This window comes from Streptomyces sp. DSM 116793 (genome assembly GCF_057320905.1).
The window spans coordinates 2,578,452-2,596,123 of sequence record NZ_CM170494.1 but is presented as its reverse complement, the minus strand read 5'-3'; the positions used below and the strand labels follow the sequence as shown (position 1 = coordinate 2,596,123).

The following is a 17,672-nucleotide window of genomic DNA, read 5'->3' as shown; positions in this document are numbered from 1 at the left end:
ACCCACGCCTCACACCCCACGACGCCCGACCCCGCCCCCCGAGGCCCCTCCCGAGCCCACCTCCGACCAAGGAGTCGATCATGCCGACCGAGCAGGTCATCGACGGATACCCGGTGACCCGGCAGTGCCCCTTCCACCCGCCCGCCGAACTCACCAAGGTCCGCGAGGAGTCACCCATCACCCGGATGACCTATCCGGACGGCACGGTCGGCTGGCTGGTGACCGAGTACGCGCTGGGCCGGGAGATCTTCGGCAGCCCCGTCTTCAGCTCCCGGCACGACCTGCGGAGCTTCCCCGTACCGATGCCGCTGCCGCCCAGTAAGGCGGTGCCCGGCATGTTCATCGGCATGGACCCGCCGGACCACACCCGCTACCGCAAGCCGCTCAGCAGGGCGTTCACGGTGCGCCGGGTGCGCGACCTGGAACCGGGCATCGAACGGGTCGTCGCCGAGTGCCTGGACGCGATGGCGGCCAGGGGCGGCCCCGTCGACCTCATGCAGGAGTTCGCCATGCCGGTCCCGGTGCGGGTGATCTCCGAGCTGCTGGGCGCCGACCCCGACGTCGCGCAGGAACTCAAGCGGCTCCGCGTCGACGTCCTCAACCCCGGCATCCCCAGGGAACAGGCCGCGGCCGCCGCCAAGGCCACCAGCGAGCTGATGTACCAGCTGGTGCTGAGCAAGCGCCGGAACCCGGCCGGCGACCTGCTCAGCGCGCTCGTCGCGGACGGCGACCTGGACGACGGCGAACTCGCCGGCATGATGATGCTGATGCTGATCGCCGGCCACGAGACCACGGCGCAGCTCCTCGGCCTCAGCACCTACCTGGTGCTGGAACGGGACACGCTGCGCCGGGCCGTGATCGAGGGACCGGTCACCGACGCGACGGCCAACGAGTTCCTGCGCTACCTGTCCGTGGCGCCCTTCATCGTGCGGGTCGCCCTGGAGGACACCGAGGTGGGCGGCGCCCGGATCGCCGCGGGCGAGTCGGTCACCATCTCCCTCACCGCGGCCAACCGGGACCCGAAGCGGTTCGCGGACCCGGACGCGTTCGAGGTGGAGGGCCCCGACAGCACCAGCCTCGCCTTCGGTCACGGCCTCCACCAGTGCATCGGCCAGAACCTGGCCCGCACCGAGTTGCGCCTCGCCCTGCCGGCCCTGCTGCGCAGGTTCCCGGAGCTGCGGCTCGCGGTGCCCCGCGAGGAGATCGAGACCCGGGACGCCATGCACGTCTACGGGGTGCGGCAGCTGCCGGTCACGTGGTGAGGTGAGGGGCGGCGGGCCGCCCGGGGCGGGTCGTCCGGGCGCGGGCCGGCCCCGGACCGGCGGCCGGCGCGCCGGCGGGGCCCGCGCACCCCGCGCGTCGTCAGGACCTGTGCACCGGCGCGCCGGCGGAGTCCCGCGCCCTCCAGCGTGCCGGCAGGGCCCCTGCGCCCCGGTGCGCGCCGGCAGGGCCCCTGTGCCCGGTGCGCGCCGTCAGTCCTCCGCCCCGGTGTCCGGGCCCCCGCCCGTGGGCTCGGGCACCGGCACCCGCACGGTGAGCCGGAAGCCCCGTCCGCCGCGGGCGCCCGGGCCGGCCGTGACGGTGCCGTGTGCCGCCTCCACCCGCTCGGTGAGGCCCGCGAGTCCGTTGCCGCCGCTGTCGCCGCCGTCCCGGCAGTGGCCGTGGTCCCGGTCGCCGTCCGGGGCGTTTGGGCCGCGGCCGTTGTCGACGACGTCGAGGCGGGCGGTGTGCGCGTCGGTGGTGACCGTGATCTCGCAGCGGGTCGCCGCCGCGTGCCGGATCACATTGGTCACCCCCTCGCGCACCGCCCAGCCGAAGAGCTGGTCGATCTCGCCGGGCAGCGGGCTGCCGGGCGGCCGGAGCACCGCGTCCACGCCGGCCGCGGCCAGTGCCGAGCGCGCGTCGTCGAACTCCTCGACGAGGCTGCGCTGCCGGTAGCCGGTGACCGCGTCCCTGACCTCCACCAGGGACTGCCGGGCCACCGACTCCACATCGGCGATCTCCCGCGCCGCGGCGGGCATGTCCACCCCGGCCAGCCGCCCGGCCAGCTCGCTCTTGACGACGATCAGCGACAGGCTGTGGCCCACCAGGTCGTGCAGGTCGCGGGCGATGCGCAGGCGCTCCTCCACGGCCGCGAGCCTGGCCACCTCGCCCTGCGCGTCGTGCAGCCGGCGCACCAGCACCCGGCTCCTGCGCAGCCCCAGCATCGTCATGCCGAGGCCGAGGACGGTCAGCGCGTTGCCCAGCGTCGCCTGTGTGGCGTCGCCGCGCACCACGCTCTGCAGCACCGCCAGCGCCACGCCCGCGGCGATGCCGCGCGCCACCTGCCCCAGCGGCAGGACGAACGCGAGGGTGATGGTGCAGTAGACCTGGAGGCACGTCCACTCGATGTCCCGGCGCACCAGCGGCATCAGCACGGCGATGACCACGATCACCACCGTGCACAGCCAGGTCACCCGGGTGGGCCCGGCGGCCTCCAGGCTCCTCATGGTGAGGGCGACGCCGAGGAAGGCGGCGCCGAACGCGACCAGGGCGGCCAGCGACAGCACCTCCGGCACGCCGGTGGTGGAGCCGATGATGTCCGACGCGGGCAGCAGCAGCCAGAGCAGCGCGACCCAGACCAGCCAGCGCCGCGAGCGCGGCACGGCACCGCCCTCGCGCGCCGTGCCCCGGACGGCGCCCTCGGGGGCCGCAACGGCGCGTTCGCCGGCTCCGACGGCGCCCTCGACGGACGGTATGGCGCCCTCGCGGGCCTGCTCGGATGTACGGGCGTCGGTCACGGTGCCACCGTAGCCCGGGCACCGCCGCGGTCGCGGGTACGCCCGGTTCCCCTCAGGGCCGCGGGGGCCGGCGCGGGCAACCGCGACGAGAGCGTCAGGTCCGGGGCTGCCTCCCACGCCCTTCGGGCAGTGGGGGACGTCCCGAGGGGGCCCGCTCCGCCGGGTCCGGACCACCGCCGGGCGGGTGGCCGCTCGCCCTGGTTCCCCGCGCGCCCCCAGGCAGGCCGGGGCGACCGGGCACCGACAGCCGCAGCCAGCCGTCACCGGGCCGAAGGGCCGGAACCCGGCCGGGGGACCGCTCACGACGGGCCGCAGGTCCGCCGTGGCTCCCTTTGATGCGGCGTTGTCCAGACTTTAGTGCGCGGTGGTGGACTCGTCCCCAGCCGACGGTGCGCCACGGGCGGCGGCCACGAAGCGACCCGGCCCCGCCGGCCGCAGGCCCCCGTGGCGAGGCGGGGGAGAGGACGTGCTGATGACTGATCCCGGCCCGGTGGTCGTGCTGGGCGGCTCGGGCTTCGTCGGGCGGTCCGTCTGCTCCGCCTTCGCCGCCGCGGGCCGCCGGGTGGTGGCCGTCTCCCGCAGCCCCGTGCCCGACCGGGCGCACGCCCGCTGGGTCCGGATGGACCTCGCCACGGACGGCGAGCGGCTGGCCGCGCTGCTGGCCGCCGAGCGCCCCGCGGTGATCGTCAACGCCCTGGGCGCGGTCTGGACGGCCAGCGAGCGGGTGATGCTCGACGTCAACGCCACCATGACCGGCCAGCTCGTCGGCCTCGTCGCGGCCCTGCCGCACCGGCCCCGCTTCGTGCACCTCGGCACCGTCTACGAGTACGCGCCCACCCCCGTCGGCGGCGTCATCGACGCCAGCACACCGCAGTACCCGCGGGGCGTGTACGGCTGGACCAAGCTGATCGGCACCAGGGCGGTGCTCGCGGCCACCGCCGACGGCCGGATCGACGGCGTGGTGCTCAGGCTGGCCACGGTCATCGGGCCGGGCGCGCCGCGCGACAGCCTGGTGGGCGGCGTCGCCGACCGGCTGGCGCTGATGCGGGGCGACACGGGCACCGGGACGCTGACGTTCGGCGCCCTCGTCGGCGAGGTGGACTTCCTCGACGTACGGGACGCCGCCGCGGCGGTCGTCGCGGCGGCCGACCGGCCGGTGACCGGGGACGTCATCAACATCGGGCGCGGGCGTGCGGTGCGCGTGCGGCGGCTGGTGGAGATGCTCGTCGCCGTCAGCGGTCTGCCCGTGGTCATCGAGGAGACGGACCAGCGGCGGGCGGCGGCCCGCACCCGCCAGGCGGGCACCGACTGGCTCCAGGTGGACATCGTGGCGGCCGGGCAGGCGCTCGGCTGGCGGCCCCGGGTGAGCCTCGCCGAGTCGCTCCAGGCGCTCTGGGAGGAGCGCACCGCCGCCGTCCCGCTGCCGGCCGCGGCGCCCGAGCAGCAGCCGCCGGCCGCCCCGCACCCGGCCCGCCGGCCCCTCTGAAACCGCCCGGTACCGGCCGCATCGCCCGGTACCGGCCAGCCCTGGCCACAATGTCGAACAGGACGAGATCATGCGAACAGTCGAAATCGTGAGTGGCGCCGACAAGGACACCCTTCTCGACAGCGTCCGCACCTACCACCAGCAGTTCGAGCAGAAGCCCTTCGTGCCCGGCAGCACGCCCGTCCTGGTCTCCGGGGCGGTGCTGAACGAGGACGACCGGGTCGCGCTGGTCGAGGCCGCCCTGGACCTGCGGATCGCGGCGGGCACCTTCGCCCGGAAGTTCGAGTCCGCCTTCGGGCGGGCCATCGGCGTCCGCAAGGTGCACCTCACGAACTCCGGCTCGTCGGCGAACCTGCTGGCGCTGACCGCGCTGACCTCGCCGCTGCTGGAGGACCGCAGACTCAAACCGGGCGACGAGGTCATCACCGTCGCCGCCGGCTTCCCCACGACCGTCAACCCGATCCTGCAGAACGGCCTCGTCCCGGTCTTCGTCGACATCGACCTCACCACGCACAACACCACCGTCGAGCGGATCGAGGCCGCGATCGGGCCGAAGACCAGGGCCGTCATGATCGCGCACGCGCTCGGCAACCCCTATCCGGTCGCCGAGGTCAGGGAGCTCTGCGACGAGCACGACCTCTTCCTCGTCGAGGACAACTGCGACGCGGTCGGCACCACCTACCAGGGCAGGAACACCGGCACCTTCGGCGACCTCGCGACGGTGAGCTTCTACCCGGCCCACCACATCACGATGGGCGAGGGCGGCTGTGTGATGACGGACAACGTGGTGCTCGCCAGGATCGTCGAGTCACTGCGCGACTGGGGCCGGGACTGCTGGTGCGAGCCCGGCGAGGACGACCGCTGCCACCTGCGCTTCCAGCAGAGCATGGGCACCCTGCCCAAGGGCTACGACCACAAGTACATCTTCTCGCACGTCGGCTACAACCTGAAGGCGACGGACGGCCAGGCCGCCCTCGGCCTCAGCCAGTTGAAGCGGCTGCCCGAGTTCACCGCCCGGCGCAAGCACAACTGGCGGCGGCTGCGGGACGGCCTGGAGGGCACCGAGGGCCTGATGCTGCCGGAGCCGGCGCCCGGCTCCGACCCGAGCTGGTTCGGCTTCCCCATCACCCTCGAAGAGGACGCCCCGTTCAGCCGCCGCGACCTCGTCAACTTCCTCGACCTGCGGAAAATCGGCACCCGGCTGCTGTTCGCCGGGAATCTCACCCGGCACCCCGCGTACGCGGACCGCGAGTACCGGGTGGCCGGCGACCTCACCAACAGCGACATCATCACCGAGCGCACCTTCTGGGTCGGCGTGTATCCCGGAATCACCGACGAGATGACCGACTACGTCATCGAATCCATTCGCGAATTCGTCAAGAGCGCCCGGGGCTGACCCCGCACGGCCGCGCCGCGGGCCCGGCGGGCCCACCGTGCCGAGAGGCCGGGAACGGCGGTAGGGTGACCCCCTGCCTGTCCGTTCCCGGCCTCTGACCTGTGCGGACGCACTCCCGGCGGGCCGCCGGGACGGCCCGGGCGCGCCGGGCGCCGCTGACTGACAAATGTCATAGCCGCCTCATGACGCTGCTCACTAACGCCCCGTCGCCCGGGGCTGGATAGTGGATACCGGAAAGACCGCCTGGACCAAGCATCCCGGCCGTCACCGCCGGGCTCACGAATTTCCAGGCGCCCCAGGCCGGCAAGGACGGACACGGCAGACAAGCAGAGGGAAGAGATGAACAACGTCACCGCCAGGTTTCTCATCGGTCTGATCGCCGGAGTCCTCCTCCTCGTCCTGGGAATCGTGCGCAGCAGCTTCCCCATGGAGGCCATCGGCGGGCTCCTGATCGTCGTGTGCGGCGCGCGGATGCTGATGGTGTCCCGGAAGTCGGGCTGACGAGCGGGGAATGACGGAATCGCTCATCGGACAAGGGAGTAGGACCCGCATGACACCCGAGCGCCCCCACCCGCCGGGCACCCCCCAGCAGAAGCCCGCCGGCCCCGAGCGGCCCAGCCTGAAGAAGCTCCTGCTGAGCTGCCTCATCAACCTGATCGTCCCGATCGGCGGCTACTTCCTCGTCCGCCCGTACGTGTCCGGCGACACCCTCGCGCTGGGCATCGTGCTGGCCATCCCGGTGCTGCGCACCCTCTGGGTGGCCGTCGCCAAGCGGCGCATGGATCCGGTCGGCGTGCTGGCCGTGGTCGGCTTCGGCGCCGCGGTGCTCCTCTCGCTCGTGATGGGCGGCGACTCCCTGCCCATCAAGTTCAACGAAGCGATGATCACCGGTGTGCTCGGCCTGGCCTGCCTCATCTCGGTGGCCTTCAAGAAGCCGCTGCACCTGATGCTGGTCGGCGGCGGCAAGCAGCAGGTCCCACCGGAGGCCGTGCGCACCTCGCTGGTCATCACCACCCTCATCGGCGTCACCTGCCTCGGGCACGCGGCCGTCCATGTGATCTTCGCGCTCACCATGTCCACGGGCGACTTCCTGATCTGGTCGCGCACGGTCGGCTGGGCCGTCATCCTGCTCGGCGGCGCGGTCGTCTACTGGTACGTGCACGGCAAGAAGACCCCCGCCTCGCCGGAACCCGAGGGCGCCGGTGAGGCAAGGCCGGCGACCCACCGCCGCTGACCGCCCCCGCCGCCCGCACGGTCCCCGGCACCCCGGGGACCGTCGGCAGCCCGGGCACCGGCACTGCCGGCCCCGGCACCCGGTACGACCGCCCGGACCCCGCCGTGACCCGACGACCGTCTGGACCTGCCGACATGATTCGCGTACTGCTCGCCGAGGACCAGGCCATGCTGCGCGGGGCCCTGGCCACCCTCCTCGGGCTTGAGGAGGACATCGAGATCGTGGGGGAGGCCGCCCATGGTGAACAGGCCCTGGCCGTGGCGGTGCGGCACCGCCCGGACGTCGCCCTGCTCGACATCGAGATGCCCGGCAAGGACGGCATCGCCACCGCCGTCGAGCTCCGCGAGGCGCTCCCGGAGTGCCGGGTGATCATCCTCACCACCTTCGGCCGGCCGCAGTACCTGCGCCGGGCGATGGAGGCCGGGGTCTCGGCCTTCCTGGTCAAGGACTCCCCGGCGCAGGAACTGGCGGCCGCCATCCGCAAGGTCCTCGCCGGTGAGCGGGTGGTCGACCCGGCCCTGGCCGCGGCCGCCCTGAGCGCGGGCCCCAGCCCGCTCTCCCCCCGCGAGCACGACACCCTGATCGCCGCCTCGCACTGCTCCACCGTCGGCGACATCGCCGACCGGCTCCACCTGTCCGAAGGCACCGTACGGAACTACCTCTCCGCCGCCATCCGCAAGACCGCGGCCCGCAACCGCATCGAAGCGGTGCAGATCGCGGAACGCCGCGGCTGGCTGTAACACCGCACGGCACAATCCCCCGGCACGCCCCGCACGGCACGCCCCACGCGGCACACCCCGCACGGCACACCCCGTACCCCCACGGAACACCCCCATGGCAGGGGGCCGGCGAGGGCCGTCCAGCTCTCCCCGTCCCGGCCCCCCGGCCCCCTGCCTCCCAGACTGCCCCCTACCCTTCCCTCCCCCCGGTAGGGGGCGCCCCCTACCCCCCGGCCCGCGGGGGCGGCGCCCCAACGCCGCCCCCGCTTCCGGTCTTTCCGGGCCCCTGGAGGCCCGGCCCGGACCCGGCTCCGGCCCCGGCTCAGCTTCTGCCCCGGCACCCTCCCGTCAGGGGCCACCCCTACTCGTCCCCCAGGGCTCCGGAAGGGCCGCCCCCGGCCGCCGGGAGCCGCCCCCCGAGCGCTCCCGGCAAGCGGCACCGAGCCGCAATCGCGGTCCGAAACCCCTGCTCAATAGGGGTAGGCGGGCCGGGAGTTAGGGGGCCTTCAGGGGTTTCGCCGCACCGTCGCCGCTTCTTACGATCCGCTTGCCGCCCGTTGCCTGACGGCGCTCGCGCCGTACGACGCACCCGGGGGGCTACCGCATGACGCGGAGGGGATTGCGGTTCCAGACGAAGGGACAGCGACGATGTCGGCACACAACAGGGGGGAAGACCGGTGGATCCGCTGTTTTCATACCCGCCCGGAGAGCGATGTAAAGCTCTACTGCTTTCCGCACGCGGGGGGCTCGGCCAGCTATTTCTTTCCGTACTCGAAGGAGCTCGCACCGGGCGTTGAACTGTCCGCGGTGCAGTACCCGGGCCGGCAGGACAGGCGGCTCGAACCGCTCATCGACAGCATCACCGAGCTGGCCGACCAGGTGTACGAGGCGTTTACGGACTCGCCCGCCGGAGGGGACGGGCGGCCGTACGCGTTCTTCGGACACAGCATGGGGGCGGTCGTGGCCTTCGAGGTCGCGCAGCGACTGAAGGAGCGCCAGGGCACCGCGCCGCTCCACCTGTTCGCCTCCGGCCGCCGCGCGCCCTCCCGGCGCCGGGACCTCGGCGACGCGGCCGTCCACAAGCGGGACGACGCCGGTATCGTCCGCGAGCTGGGCACGGTCGGTGGCACCGACCCGCGCTTCCTCGCCGACTCCGAACTCCTCGCCGCCATCCTGCCGGTGACGCGCAACGACTACCGCGCGATCGAGACCTACGCCTGGACGGCGGGTCCCGCGCTGGACTGCCCGATCACCGCACTCGTCGGCGACAGCGATCCGCAGACCACGACCGACGAGGCCGCCGCCTGGGCCGAACACACCACGGGGGAATTCGACATGCGGGTCTTCCCGGGAGGCCACTTCTATCTCGACGCACACCGCGCCGAAGTGGTCGAGCTGATGTCAGGGGCCCTGACGGGGGCGCCCCGTACCTCCTCACTCAAGGGAAGCGCAGCGTGAGATACGAGATTCTTGGACCTCTGCGGGTACGGGACGGCGACGAGTACAGCTCGATCTCCGCACGGAAGATCGAGACCGTCCTCGCCGTGCTGCTGATCCGCTCCGACCAGGTGGTGGCGCCCGACCAGCTGATGACCGAGATATGGGCGGACTGCCCGCCGCGGCGGGCCAGCGCGGGACTGCACGTGTACATCTCCCAGGTGCGCAAGTTCCTGGCCCGCCCCGACCAGGAGAGGAACCCGGTCGTCACCCGGCCGCCCGGCTACCTGCTGCGCAAGGGCGCCGACGCCATCGACTTCCACGAGTTCCTGCAACTGATGAACCAGGGCCGCACCCATATGAAGGAGCGGCAGTACGAGGCCGCCTCCTCCTGCCTGGAGCGGGCCCTCGGGCTCTGGTACGGGCCGGTGCTGGGCGACCTGCGGGGCGGCCCGATCATCGACGGCTTCGTCACGTGGATGATGGAGTCCCGCATGGAGTGCCTGGAGATGCTCGGCGACGCCCACCTCCAGCTCGGCCGGCACCGTGAACTCGTCGGCCGGCTCTACCCGCTGACCGCCGAGAACCCGCTGCGCGAGTCGTTCTACCGGCAGCTGATGCTGGCGCTGTACCGCTCCGAGCGGCAGGCCGACGCGCTGAAGGTGTACCAGTCGGCGCGTGCCGTCCTCAACGACGAGCTGGGCCTGGAGCCGTGCCGTGCGCTGCGCGACCTGCACCAGGCGATCCTCGTCGACGACGACGATCGCCTGGAGCTGCGGGCGTCCTAGCCCGGCGGCCCCACGCCAGGCACGTCACTCCTTGGCCCGGCGGCCCACCGCAGGCACGTCGTGGTCGCTCGCGCAGTTCCCCGCGCCCCTTTTGGCGGCGCTTCGCGCCCCGACAGGCGCGCGGGGAACTGCGCGACAAGCCACGACGGGCGGTCAGCCGGCCACCGTCCCGAAGGGGCAGGACCTGCCCCACCCGGCCGGGGGCCGGGAGACAACCACGCGCGCTCGCTGCGCGTCAGGCGGAGGGGCGCCCCTTGCGGCGCTGCGACCGCAGCAGCAGGTTGACCACGGCGCTCTGAAGGTTCCGCAGGTCGCGGTCCCGCATCAGCGACGCCAGCGTCCACAGCTGGGTCTGACGGGTGTGCTCGGGCGACCCGTGCACGTCGTCGTGCTCCACCAGGTCCAGGCGGCGGACATGTTCCTTGAGCAGGGCGATGTCCGCCGGGGGAATGATCTCGTCGCGGCTGCTCGCCGTGTAGTGCACCGGGATGTCCAGCGCGGCCAGCTGCTCCCCGCTCAGCCCCCAGCCGGCGAGGGCGCCGCCGGTCAGCTCCGCGGCCCGCAGGCCGGTGAGGTGCGCGAGGGTGTCCACCGTGATCCGGGGCAGGCTCCCCTGCCATGCGGTGTCGGTGAAGAACGGCCCGACGGGCGCGCCGACGGTGATCACGCCCCGGACGCGGGCGTCGTCCACCGCGCAGCGCAGCGCCATGTGGCCGCTGAAGCTCAGCGCGATGGCGTGCGTCCGGGAGACGTCGGCGCGGTCCGCGAGGGCGTCCAGCAGGTCCGTGAGCATCCGGTGGCTGTCGGCGCCGTACCGCAGGGTGTTCTCGCCCACGCCGGGCAACTCGGTGACGACGCCCGCCATGCCGAGCCGCCGCACGCCCGTGAGGAGCGGCGCCCACTGCTCCTTGACGGTGACGATGCCGCCCATCACGACCAGCAGCGGCTTCCTGTCGGTGGTGGACAGGCCGCTGCCCCAGCACCGCACCCGGCCGCCCTTCAGCTCCAGGTCCACCGGCTCGACCCCCTTGCCGGCGCGCCAGCGGTCGAGCGCGGCGACGCAGCGGGCGCCGGCCTCCGCGCGGGCCTGCCCGTCCGGGTACGGGAAACGGGCCAGGGCGTAGCGGCGGGCCGCCTCCAGGTGGCGGCCGCGCCGCTCCTGCTCCTCGCCGGCCCGGCACCACTCGGCCACCCAGGACCCCGGGGCGTCCGACTCGTCGCTCCCGATCCGGTCCAGCACGTCCTGGTAGCCGGCGATGCGCTGGCCGCGGGCGTGCACGCGGACGTACTCCTTCAGCTCCGCGAGGTCGTTCACCGGACGGCTCCGTCCCGCTCGGCGGACACGGGGGCCTCAGGAACCGCCGCGGCCGCGGCTGCCCCGGCCCCGGGGCCCGCCTCCGCGGCGGGCTCGGCCGGCGCCCGGAACGCCTCCAGGGCGTCCCTGATCTCGGCCAGCACGTCCGCGGCCTCCGCGCCGTCGATCACACGGTGGTCGAACGTGAGGTTGAGCCGCATCACGGGCGCCACCACCACCTCGCCGTCCCGGGCCACCGGCCGGTCCACGGTCCGTCCCAGGCCGAGCGTGACCGTGGCGCCGCCGACCGAGTGGAAGCCGTCCACCGGCCGGTGCCCCAGCGAGGTGACCGCGAAGGTGCCCATCACATCGGCACGGCGCGCGAGCGAGCGCGCGGACTGCCGGTACGCCAGTGAGCCCAGCAGCCACGGCAGCCGCTGGAGCAGCCGGGCGCCGGCGAACTCCGGCAGGGTGGCCGGGTCGCCGTCGCGGAACCGCTCGACGCGGGACTGGATGTCCTCCAGGGACGCCCGCTCCAGCTCGCGCAGCACGGTGGAGAGCACCACACGCTGCCCGTTCACCGTCTTGTCCAGGGTGATCTTGCCGTTGGCGTGCGGGTAGGCCGCCACCCGGGCGCGGCTGTGGCCGCGGATCGCGGAGTTCGCCTGCGGGTGGGCCGCGAGCACGCGGGCCGCGGCGTGCAGCACATACGTGAGCGTGGAGTACCGGTGGCCCGCCTCCCGGGCGGCCGCCCGGTGCTCCCGCACCCGGGTCATGTCGACGTCCGTGTCCAGGTGGACGGGGGCGACACCGCGGATGCCGGCCAGGAAGTGCAGGGTGTGGCGGCGTTCGCGGGCGATCGGGCCCTGCACGGGCACCCCGCTCACTCGGCCACCGCCAGGGCGTAGATGTCGTCGAGGCTGCCGGCCTCCAGGACGTCCGCGAGCGGCAGGCTCCGCCCCGTGCGGCGCTCCAGGAGGGTGAGCAGCGACAGCAGGTGCACCGAGTCCCAGCCCGGCACCTCGTCGAGGCCCCGGGCGGTGTCGTCGGCCGTGACCGGCAGTCCCATGTCGTCGCGGAGCAGCGCGACGAAGTCGTCAGTGGTGATCACGAGGGGTTCTCCCCGAAGGTCTCGGTCAGTTGGATGTGGTCCGGCGGCGCGGCGATGCCGGCGAGGTCGTGGCGGAAGACGGCGGTGCCGGGGGCGTCGGCGGCTCCCCCGTCCTCGTCCGCGGGGTCCCGGTCCGCGACCGGCACGAAGCCGTTGCGCGGGTAGAAGTCCCTGACCTTGTGGTTCTTCGGCGTCGGCCGGTAACTGCCGCGCACCTCGGCGGCGCCGGTGTCCTTCGCGTGCCGCAGCACGGCCGACAGGCAGGCCTGCTCGATGCCGCGGGAGAACACCCGGCAGCTCAGCAGGAAGTCGTCCAGGTGCAGGACGTCCCCGGCGCGGTGCCCGAGGACGACGCCGACCAGGCCGTTGTCGCCGAACCGGTCGGCGGAGTGCACGGCCAGGGCGAGCGCGGCGGGGTCCGCCATCAGGGCCCGCACGTCGGCGGGCGTCAGCCGCCGGGTGGTGAGGTTGAACTGGTTGGTGCGCTGGGTGAGCTGGGCGACCCGGGCGACGTCCGGCTCGGTCACCGCGGCGAGCCGCACCCGCACATCGAGCCCGCGCAGGTACTCGTCGAGCGAGTCGAAGCTGTCCAGGAAGTCCTTGCGGACCAGCTCGTCCCGGTACTTCGCCACCCGGGTGCGGTCCTCGGCGGTCAGCTCCCGGGTGTCGAACCAGCCGTCGGCGAGCAGCGCGCCGACGTGCCGGGCGGGCTCCGGGCCGAGCTGCACCACGGACACGTCCGGCCGGGTGTGCCGCACGAGACCGCACTCGTAGGGGCTGTCGTCCACGAAGACGAAGCTGTCGACACCGAGGTTGAGGGCCTCGGCCAGCTCGGCGAGGTTGTCGTGCTTGGGGCGCCAGTTGGCGACGATCCGCACCAGGTCGTCCTCGCGCAGGGTCATGCCCGGGTGGTCCCGGAAGACCTCCGTGACCGGCTCGATGTCGTTCTTGCTCACCGCGGCGAGCAGCACGCCCTGCGAGCCGAGCTGCTTGACGACCCGCTGGAAGGCGGTGAAGGCGGCGCCGCGGTAGCCGTCGGCGACCTCGATGCCCGCCATGCCGTCGTCGCCGAGCACCCCGCCCCACAGCGTGCCGTCCAGGTCGACGGCGAGCGTCTTCTTGGTGCGTCCGGTCAGGTGCCTGGCCAGGTGGCCGACCTCGCGGGCGTAGCGGGCCAGCAGGCCGGGGGAGAGGTGCGCCTTGGCGTACAGGCTCAGACGCGGGTCGACGGCCTCGATGCCCTCGGCGAGCAGCGGGTCGAGGTCGATGACGACGACACCGGACTGCTCCCCGGCGAGCCTCAGCAGCCGGCCGTTGAACTCCCGCCAGACGGCGCCGAGCCGGGCCCGGGAGCGGTGGTCGATCAGCTGGGCGGTCCAGCGGTGCGGCAGCGGGACGGTGTTCAGCACCAGGGTGCCGCGGCCGGTGGCCGTGCAGCGGGCGGCGAGCCGCTCGACGAGCGCGGCCTTCTCGGCGGCGACCCGCTCGACGTCCTCCGGCCGCCAGGGCACCGGCACCTCGTCGAACACCACCATCGGGTCCAGCACGCAGAGCACCAGGTCCGGCGCCGTCTTGTACAGCTCGCTCTGCGGGTCGCCGAGGTCGAAGACCCAGGAGTCGAAGTCGGACACCAGAGTGCGCGCCAGCAGGCCGTGCCGGGCCAGTTCCGCGGTGAGCGGCGCGGTGAGCTGGGAGAGCGTGCCGTGTCCGGTGACCGCCACGGTGACCCGCGGGACGCCCGGGTGCGCGGCGCGCACGTCGTCGGGGTCCAGCCTGCTGAGCAACCGGCCCGCGGTGAGCAGTTCCTCGGGGGTCAGCGGCGCGAGCAGGCCCGGCACCCTCGGGTACTCGGCGACCAGCCGGCCCGCGCGGTGCAGGGCCACCACGGAGTCCGGCTCCGCCGGTCCGTCCGCGTCGGCCGCGTCCGCGTCGGCGGTCGCGGTGGCCGGCTGCGCGGGGGCTGCGGTGGCCGGTTCCGCCGGAGCGGCGGAGGCGGCGGGGGCGGTCGGCCGTGCGGAGCCCGCGGCGTCAGGCGCCTCAGGCGTGTCGGGTGTCGCCCGCGTGCCGGGTGTCGCCCGCGCGTGGGGCGTCGCGGGCGTGTCGGGTGCCGTCTGCGCGTCGGGTGTCGTCCGCATCGGGATCAGACCTTCTCCAGTCCGAGGCCCGCCTTGATCCACTTGCTCGACTCGATGGAGATGCCCACCGCGCGGTCCCCCGGGATCATGCGGGGCAGTGCCCGTTCGAGCTGGAAGAAGGGCAGGGCGTTGCCGGTGTTGCCGGTCTCGGTGACGCAGGAGACCTCATGGGCGTTGGGCACGTCGAGACGTGCGGTGATCTTGGCCGTCATCACTCCGGAGAGCTGCGGCGGCAGCAGGTAGTCGACCTCGTCCTCCGCCCAGTCCAGGTGCTTCAGGAGCTCGTCGAGGACGTCGGCGGCGAGGCCGGGCACGGACTCCTCGATCGCCTTGTAGTCCTCCACCACCGGCGGCCGCCCTGAGTGCCGGTCGGCCCGGCCGAACCACTCGACGACCTGCCCCGGCGCCCGGCCGAGCCCGACCAGGGTGCAGAAGACGTGCCGCAGCACCACCGGCTCGGGCCCCGGCTCGGTGCTCAGCACCACCGCTCCCGCGCCGTCCCCGAAGAGCACGCCGTTGATCTGCTCGGCGGGCGGCAGGGCGGCGACGTCCGCGGTGACGTCGAAGTGCTTGGCGCAGGACTCGGTGCCGAGCACCAGCGCGGTGCGGTACCGGCCGGTGCTCAGCATCTGGTGGGCGACGTCCAGGGCCTGGAAGGCGCCGGTGCAGCCGGACTGGAGCTGGTAGGCGGGGATGCCGTCGATACCGAGCCGGTCGGCGATCACGTTCACGGTCGCCGGCATCAGCTGCTCGGGCGAGGAGGTGCCCATCACCATGAGGTCCACCTCGGTGGGCCCGATGCCCGCCGCCTCCAGCGCCCGGCGGCCCGCCCGCTCCCCGAGGTCGGCCGGGGTGTGCCGGATCTCGCCGGTGTCGAGGTCGATCGCGAAGTGCCGCTGCCGCGTGCCGACGAATGCGTCGATCCACTGCTCCCAGGCGCTGGGCATGTGAAATCGCCTGGCCAGTGCGGCGTTGTCGACGGCGGGGCCCGGCAGGGCGGTCCCGACCGAGCGGACATGGATGTCGGGAGAGTGCATCCTGCGCCTTTCTTTCTCGCGGCCACTCCCGGTCATCCTGGGTCAGCCCGCTAAAGCCGCTCTAGGGGGCTTCTGATGGATCTCCGTGGGAGAAGGAGCGGCTCCCCCACTGCCTCAAGGGCGTGGGAGGTGCCCCCAGTGCGTGCTCTGGGGGTGCCCCCTGCTCGAAGAGCTTGGGGGAGTGCCGGGGGCAAGTCCTCGTACTGGGCGTACGTGGGCTTGTGCCCGGTGCGGCGAGTGGGGGTGCCCCCGCGCGTGGGGGCACCCCCGCGCGAGCCCGTTCGAGCGTGGGGGAGCAGCCGAGCGTGGGGGAGCGTGCCGGGCGTCGCGACGCCACGGAGATCCATCAGAAGCCCCCTAGACGAGTAAGTCCAAAGGGGCCGGGTGCATGAAGCGAGGGTCTCGTTGGTCCGTTTGTGACGACAGACCTCGAAACCCTCGCGACTGCACTGTACGTGAAGATCGACGACTCTCTGGTGGGATCGCGCCGATGGGGCCGTCCGCCGAGGCTGAGTGATGCGGAGTTGTTGACGCTGGCGGTGATGCAGGCCCTGCTCGGGTTCGTCTCCGAAGCCCGCTGGCTGCGTTTCGCCCGCGCCCACCTGGCCGCCGAGTTCCCCTACCTGCCCGGGCAGTCCGGTTACAACAAGCGCCTGCGGGCCGCGAACACACTGATCAGCCGATTCATCCGCACCTTCGCCCGCGACACCGACCTGTGGCACGACGACGTGTGGATCGTGGACTCCACACCCGTCGAGTGCGCCCGCTCACGGCCCACCGTCAAACGCTCCGACCTGGCCGGCTGGGCCGGATACGGCTACTGCCCCTCCCACTCCCGGTTCTTCTGGGGCCTGCGGCTCCACCTGATGTGCACCCCCGGCGGGCTGCCGATCGCCTGGGCCCTGGCCAACCCGAAAGTCGACGAACGCGAGGTGCTGGTCGACATGATCACGGGCGACCAGGATCTGCAGGCCACACACCCGGGGCAGACGATCGTCGGCGACAAGGGCTACGTGTCGAAGGATCTCGACGCCTTCATGGCCGCGCGCGGAATGACCCTACTGCGGCCGAGTTACCGCAACCTCAAGCCCCGCCCCGGCGAACACCTGCTCAAGCCCATCCGCCAGCTCATCGAGTCGGTCAACGACACCCTCAAAGGCCAACTCGACCTCGAACGCCACAGGGCGAGAACCCCTGCCGGAGTCCTCGCCCGCGTCGGACAACGCATCCTGGCGATGACAGCCGCGATCTGGCACAACCGCAACACAGGCCGACCCATCACACGCTCACTGACCGCCTACGACCACTGAACCAAAGCCTTCGGACTTACTCGTCTAGGCCGCCGCGGCCCGTGGGCGATTCCCGCCGTGCCGAGCGTTTTCCGGGAACCGGAGAAGTCGTGGGTTAGTCCCGCTTTAGCGGAACGGTGGACCGTGAACGCACGGCAGGCAGGAAACCGGAGCGGTACGGGAAACCGGAGCGGTAAACGGGAATTCCGGGTCCGCGATCACGTCTGGAGCTGACATGACGACGGCCGACAACGGCGCGCAGGCCACCACCCCTCGGATCGACGAGCGTGCAATCAACTCGGGCGCCGCGTTCCAGCGGGCGGAACCCGACCCCGGCCCGGTGGACATCAGGGCCCTCGCGGTCGCCGCGGCCACGAAGAACGGCCGGTACGTGGCGGGACGCGACACCGTGGACGACGCGGTCGCCGCCTGCATCGCCAAGGACGGCCTCACCGAGAAGATCCTCAAGCTCCAGATCAACGACGGCGGCAAGGAAGGCCTCGGCACCACGGTCGACTACGAGGACGCCATCATCGACGCCGACGGCACCGAGATCGGCAAGTCCACCAGCAGCGCCGTGGTGCTCTCCATGACCCCGCACATGTGGCAGATCCACCGCAGCACCGTCGAGCTGGACGACGGCACCTACGAGAGCGGCGGACTGCTGGACGTCAACGCGATGATGCGCGGCATGACCCAGATCCTCCAGGTCACCGGCGTCAGCGGCCGCTACGAGGGGAAGTCCGGGTACGCCACCATCACCATCGGCGACCCCACCCAGAAGCCGCCGAGCTACGCCATCTCGTTCGCGGTCTGCTGACGCCGGCGCCGGGCGCCGTCCGGCGCCGGGGCGCCGTCCGACGGCACGGCACGCGTACACGCGTACACGCGTACGTGCACGGGTGCGGGGGTGCCCGTGCACGTACCGGCCGCCGCCGGCTCGCCGGGCGGCTGCGGCCGGTTCCC

General features: G+C 73.0%; 16 protein-coding genes. 10 read left to right on the top strand and 6 right to left on the bottom strand.

Translation table 11 applies throughout. From position 1 onward, the window contains the following. The first annotated feature begins 80 nt into the window (after positions 1 to 80). Positions 81 to 1,262 (top strand): cytochrome P450, encoded by a 1,182-nt coding sequence (locus tag ACSMXW_RS10420; RefSeq protein WP_485805486.1) that lies wholly within the window; start codon positions 81 to 83, stop codon positions 1,260 to 1,262. A 210-nt stretch (positions 1,263 to 1,472) separates the two neighbouring features. On the opposite strand, the gene ACSMXW_RS10415 is transcribed toward ACSMXW_RS10420, so the two are convergent. Then, positions 1,473 to 2,780 (bottom strand): sensor histidine kinase, encoded by a 1,308-nt coding sequence (locus ACSMXW_RS10415; RefSeq protein ID WP_485805484.1) that lies wholly within the window; start codon positions 2,778 to 2,780, stop codon positions 1,473 to 1,475. A 472-nt stretch (positions 2,781 to 3,252) separates the two neighbouring features. On the opposite strand from ACSMXW_RS10415, the gene ACSMXW_RS10410 reads away from it, so the two are divergent. The 7 genes from ACSMXW_RS10410 (at position 3,253) to ACSMXW_RS10380 (ending at position 9,840) form a co-directional block, all read left to right on the top strand. Continuing rightward, entirely contained in the window at positions 3,253 to 4,266 is a 1,014-nt protein-coding gene (locus ACSMXW_RS10410; RefSeq protein WP_485805483.1) for an NAD-dependent epimerase/dehydratase family protein, read from the top strand. Between the two features lie 70 nt (positions 4,267 to 4,336). Further along, complete coding sequence (rfbH, locus tag ACSMXW_RS10405; RefSeq protein ID WP_485805481.1) at positions 4,337 to 5,662, top strand: lipopolysaccharide biosynthesis protein RfbH; 1,326 nt, start codon at positions 4,337 to 4,339, stop codon at positions 5,660 to 5,662. 339 nt (positions 5,663 to 6,001) lie between these two features. After that, positions 6,002 to 6,163 (top strand): hypothetical protein, encoded by a 162-nt coding sequence (locus tag ACSMXW_RS10400; protein WP_485805480.1) that lies wholly within the window; start codon positions 6,002 to 6,004, stop codon positions 6,161 to 6,163. Between the two features lie 49 nt (positions 6,164 to 6,212). Next, complete coding sequence (locus tag ACSMXW_RS10395; protein WP_485805478.1) at positions 6,213 to 6,896, top strand: VC0807 family protein; 684 nt, start codon at positions 6,213 to 6,215, stop codon at positions 6,894 to 6,896. Positions 6,897 to 7,030: 134 nt separating this feature from the next. Next, positions 7,031 to 7,636, top strand: coding sequence for a response regulator transcription factor (locus ACSMXW_RS10390; protein WP_485805476.1), 606 nt, complete (start codon positions 7,031 to 7,033; stop codon positions 7,634 to 7,636). A gap of 627 nt (positions 7,637 to 8,263) precedes the next feature. Then, positions 8,264 to 9,073, top strand: coding sequence for a thioesterase II family protein (locus ACSMXW_RS10385; protein WP_485805475.1), 810 nt, complete (start codon positions 8,264 to 8,266; stop codon positions 9,071 to 9,073). Beyond that, positions 9,070 to 9,840, top strand: a complete 771-nt coding sequence (locus ACSMXW_RS10380) for an AfsR/SARP family transcriptional regulator (RefSeq protein WP_485805473.1) — start codon at positions 9,070 to 9,072, stop codon at positions 9,838 to 9,840. Before ACSMXW_RS10385 ends, ACSMXW_RS10380 begins: the two co-directional genes overlap by 4 nt. Before the next feature lie 235 nt (positions 9,841 to 10,075). On the opposite strand, the gene ACSMXW_RS10375 is transcribed toward ACSMXW_RS10380, so the two are convergent. Genes ACSMXW_RS10375 through ACSMXW_RS10355 form a run of 5 tightly spaced genes read right to left on the bottom strand, consistent with a single transcriptional unit; the run spans position 10,076 to position 15,417 of the window. Next, a complete protein-coding gene (locus ACSMXW_RS10375; protein ID WP_485805472.1) occupies positions 10,076 to 11,155 on the bottom strand; it encodes an alpha/beta hydrolase in 1,080 nt (359 codons plus the stop codon). Further along, entirely contained in the window at positions 11,152 to 12,021 is an 870-nt protein-coding gene (locus tag ACSMXW_RS10370) for a 2-oxo acid dehydrogenase subunit E2 (protein ID WP_485805470.1), read from the bottom strand. The genes ACSMXW_RS10375 and ACSMXW_RS10370 overlap by 4 nt, the downstream gene beginning before the upstream one ends. Beyond that, positions 12,018 to 12,245, bottom strand: a complete 228-nt coding sequence (locus ACSMXW_RS10365) for a phosphopantetheine-binding protein (RefSeq protein WP_485805468.1) — start codon at positions 12,243 to 12,245, stop codon at positions 12,018 to 12,020. The genes ACSMXW_RS10370 and ACSMXW_RS10365 overlap by 4 nt, the downstream gene beginning before the upstream one ends. Then, a complete protein-coding gene (locus tag ACSMXW_RS10360; protein ID WP_485805466.1) occupies positions 12,242 to 14,380 on the bottom strand; it encodes an HAD-IIIC family phosphatase in 2,139 nt (712 codons plus the stop codon). Before ACSMXW_RS10360 ends, ACSMXW_RS10365 begins: the two co-directional genes overlap by 4 nt. Positions 14,381 to 14,385: 5 nt before the next feature. Then, a complete protein-coding gene (locus ACSMXW_RS10355) occupies positions 14,386 to 15,417 on the bottom strand; it encodes a 3-oxoacyl-ACP synthase III family protein (RefSeq protein WP_485805464.1) in 1,032 nt (343 codons plus the stop codon). A 416-nt stretch (positions 15,418 to 15,833) separates the two neighbouring features. Between ACSMXW_RS10355 and ACSMXW_RS10350 the strand changes: the two genes are divergently transcribed. Then, entirely contained in the window at positions 15,834 to 16,727 is an 894-nt protein-coding gene (locus tag ACSMXW_RS10350) for an IS982 family transposase (RefSeq protein WP_485799882.1), read from the top strand. A gap of 214 nt (positions 16,728 to 16,941) precedes the next feature. Then, positions 16,942 to 17,526 carry an allene oxide cyclase barrel-like domain-containing protein gene (locus ACSMXW_RS10345; RefSeq protein ID WP_485805462.1) on the top strand — a complete coding sequence of 195 codons (585 nt, stop codon included), beginning with the start codon at positions 16,942 to 16,944 and terminating at the stop codon, positions 17,524 to 17,526. The last annotated feature ends 146 nt before the right edge of the window (positions 17,527 to 17,672 follow it).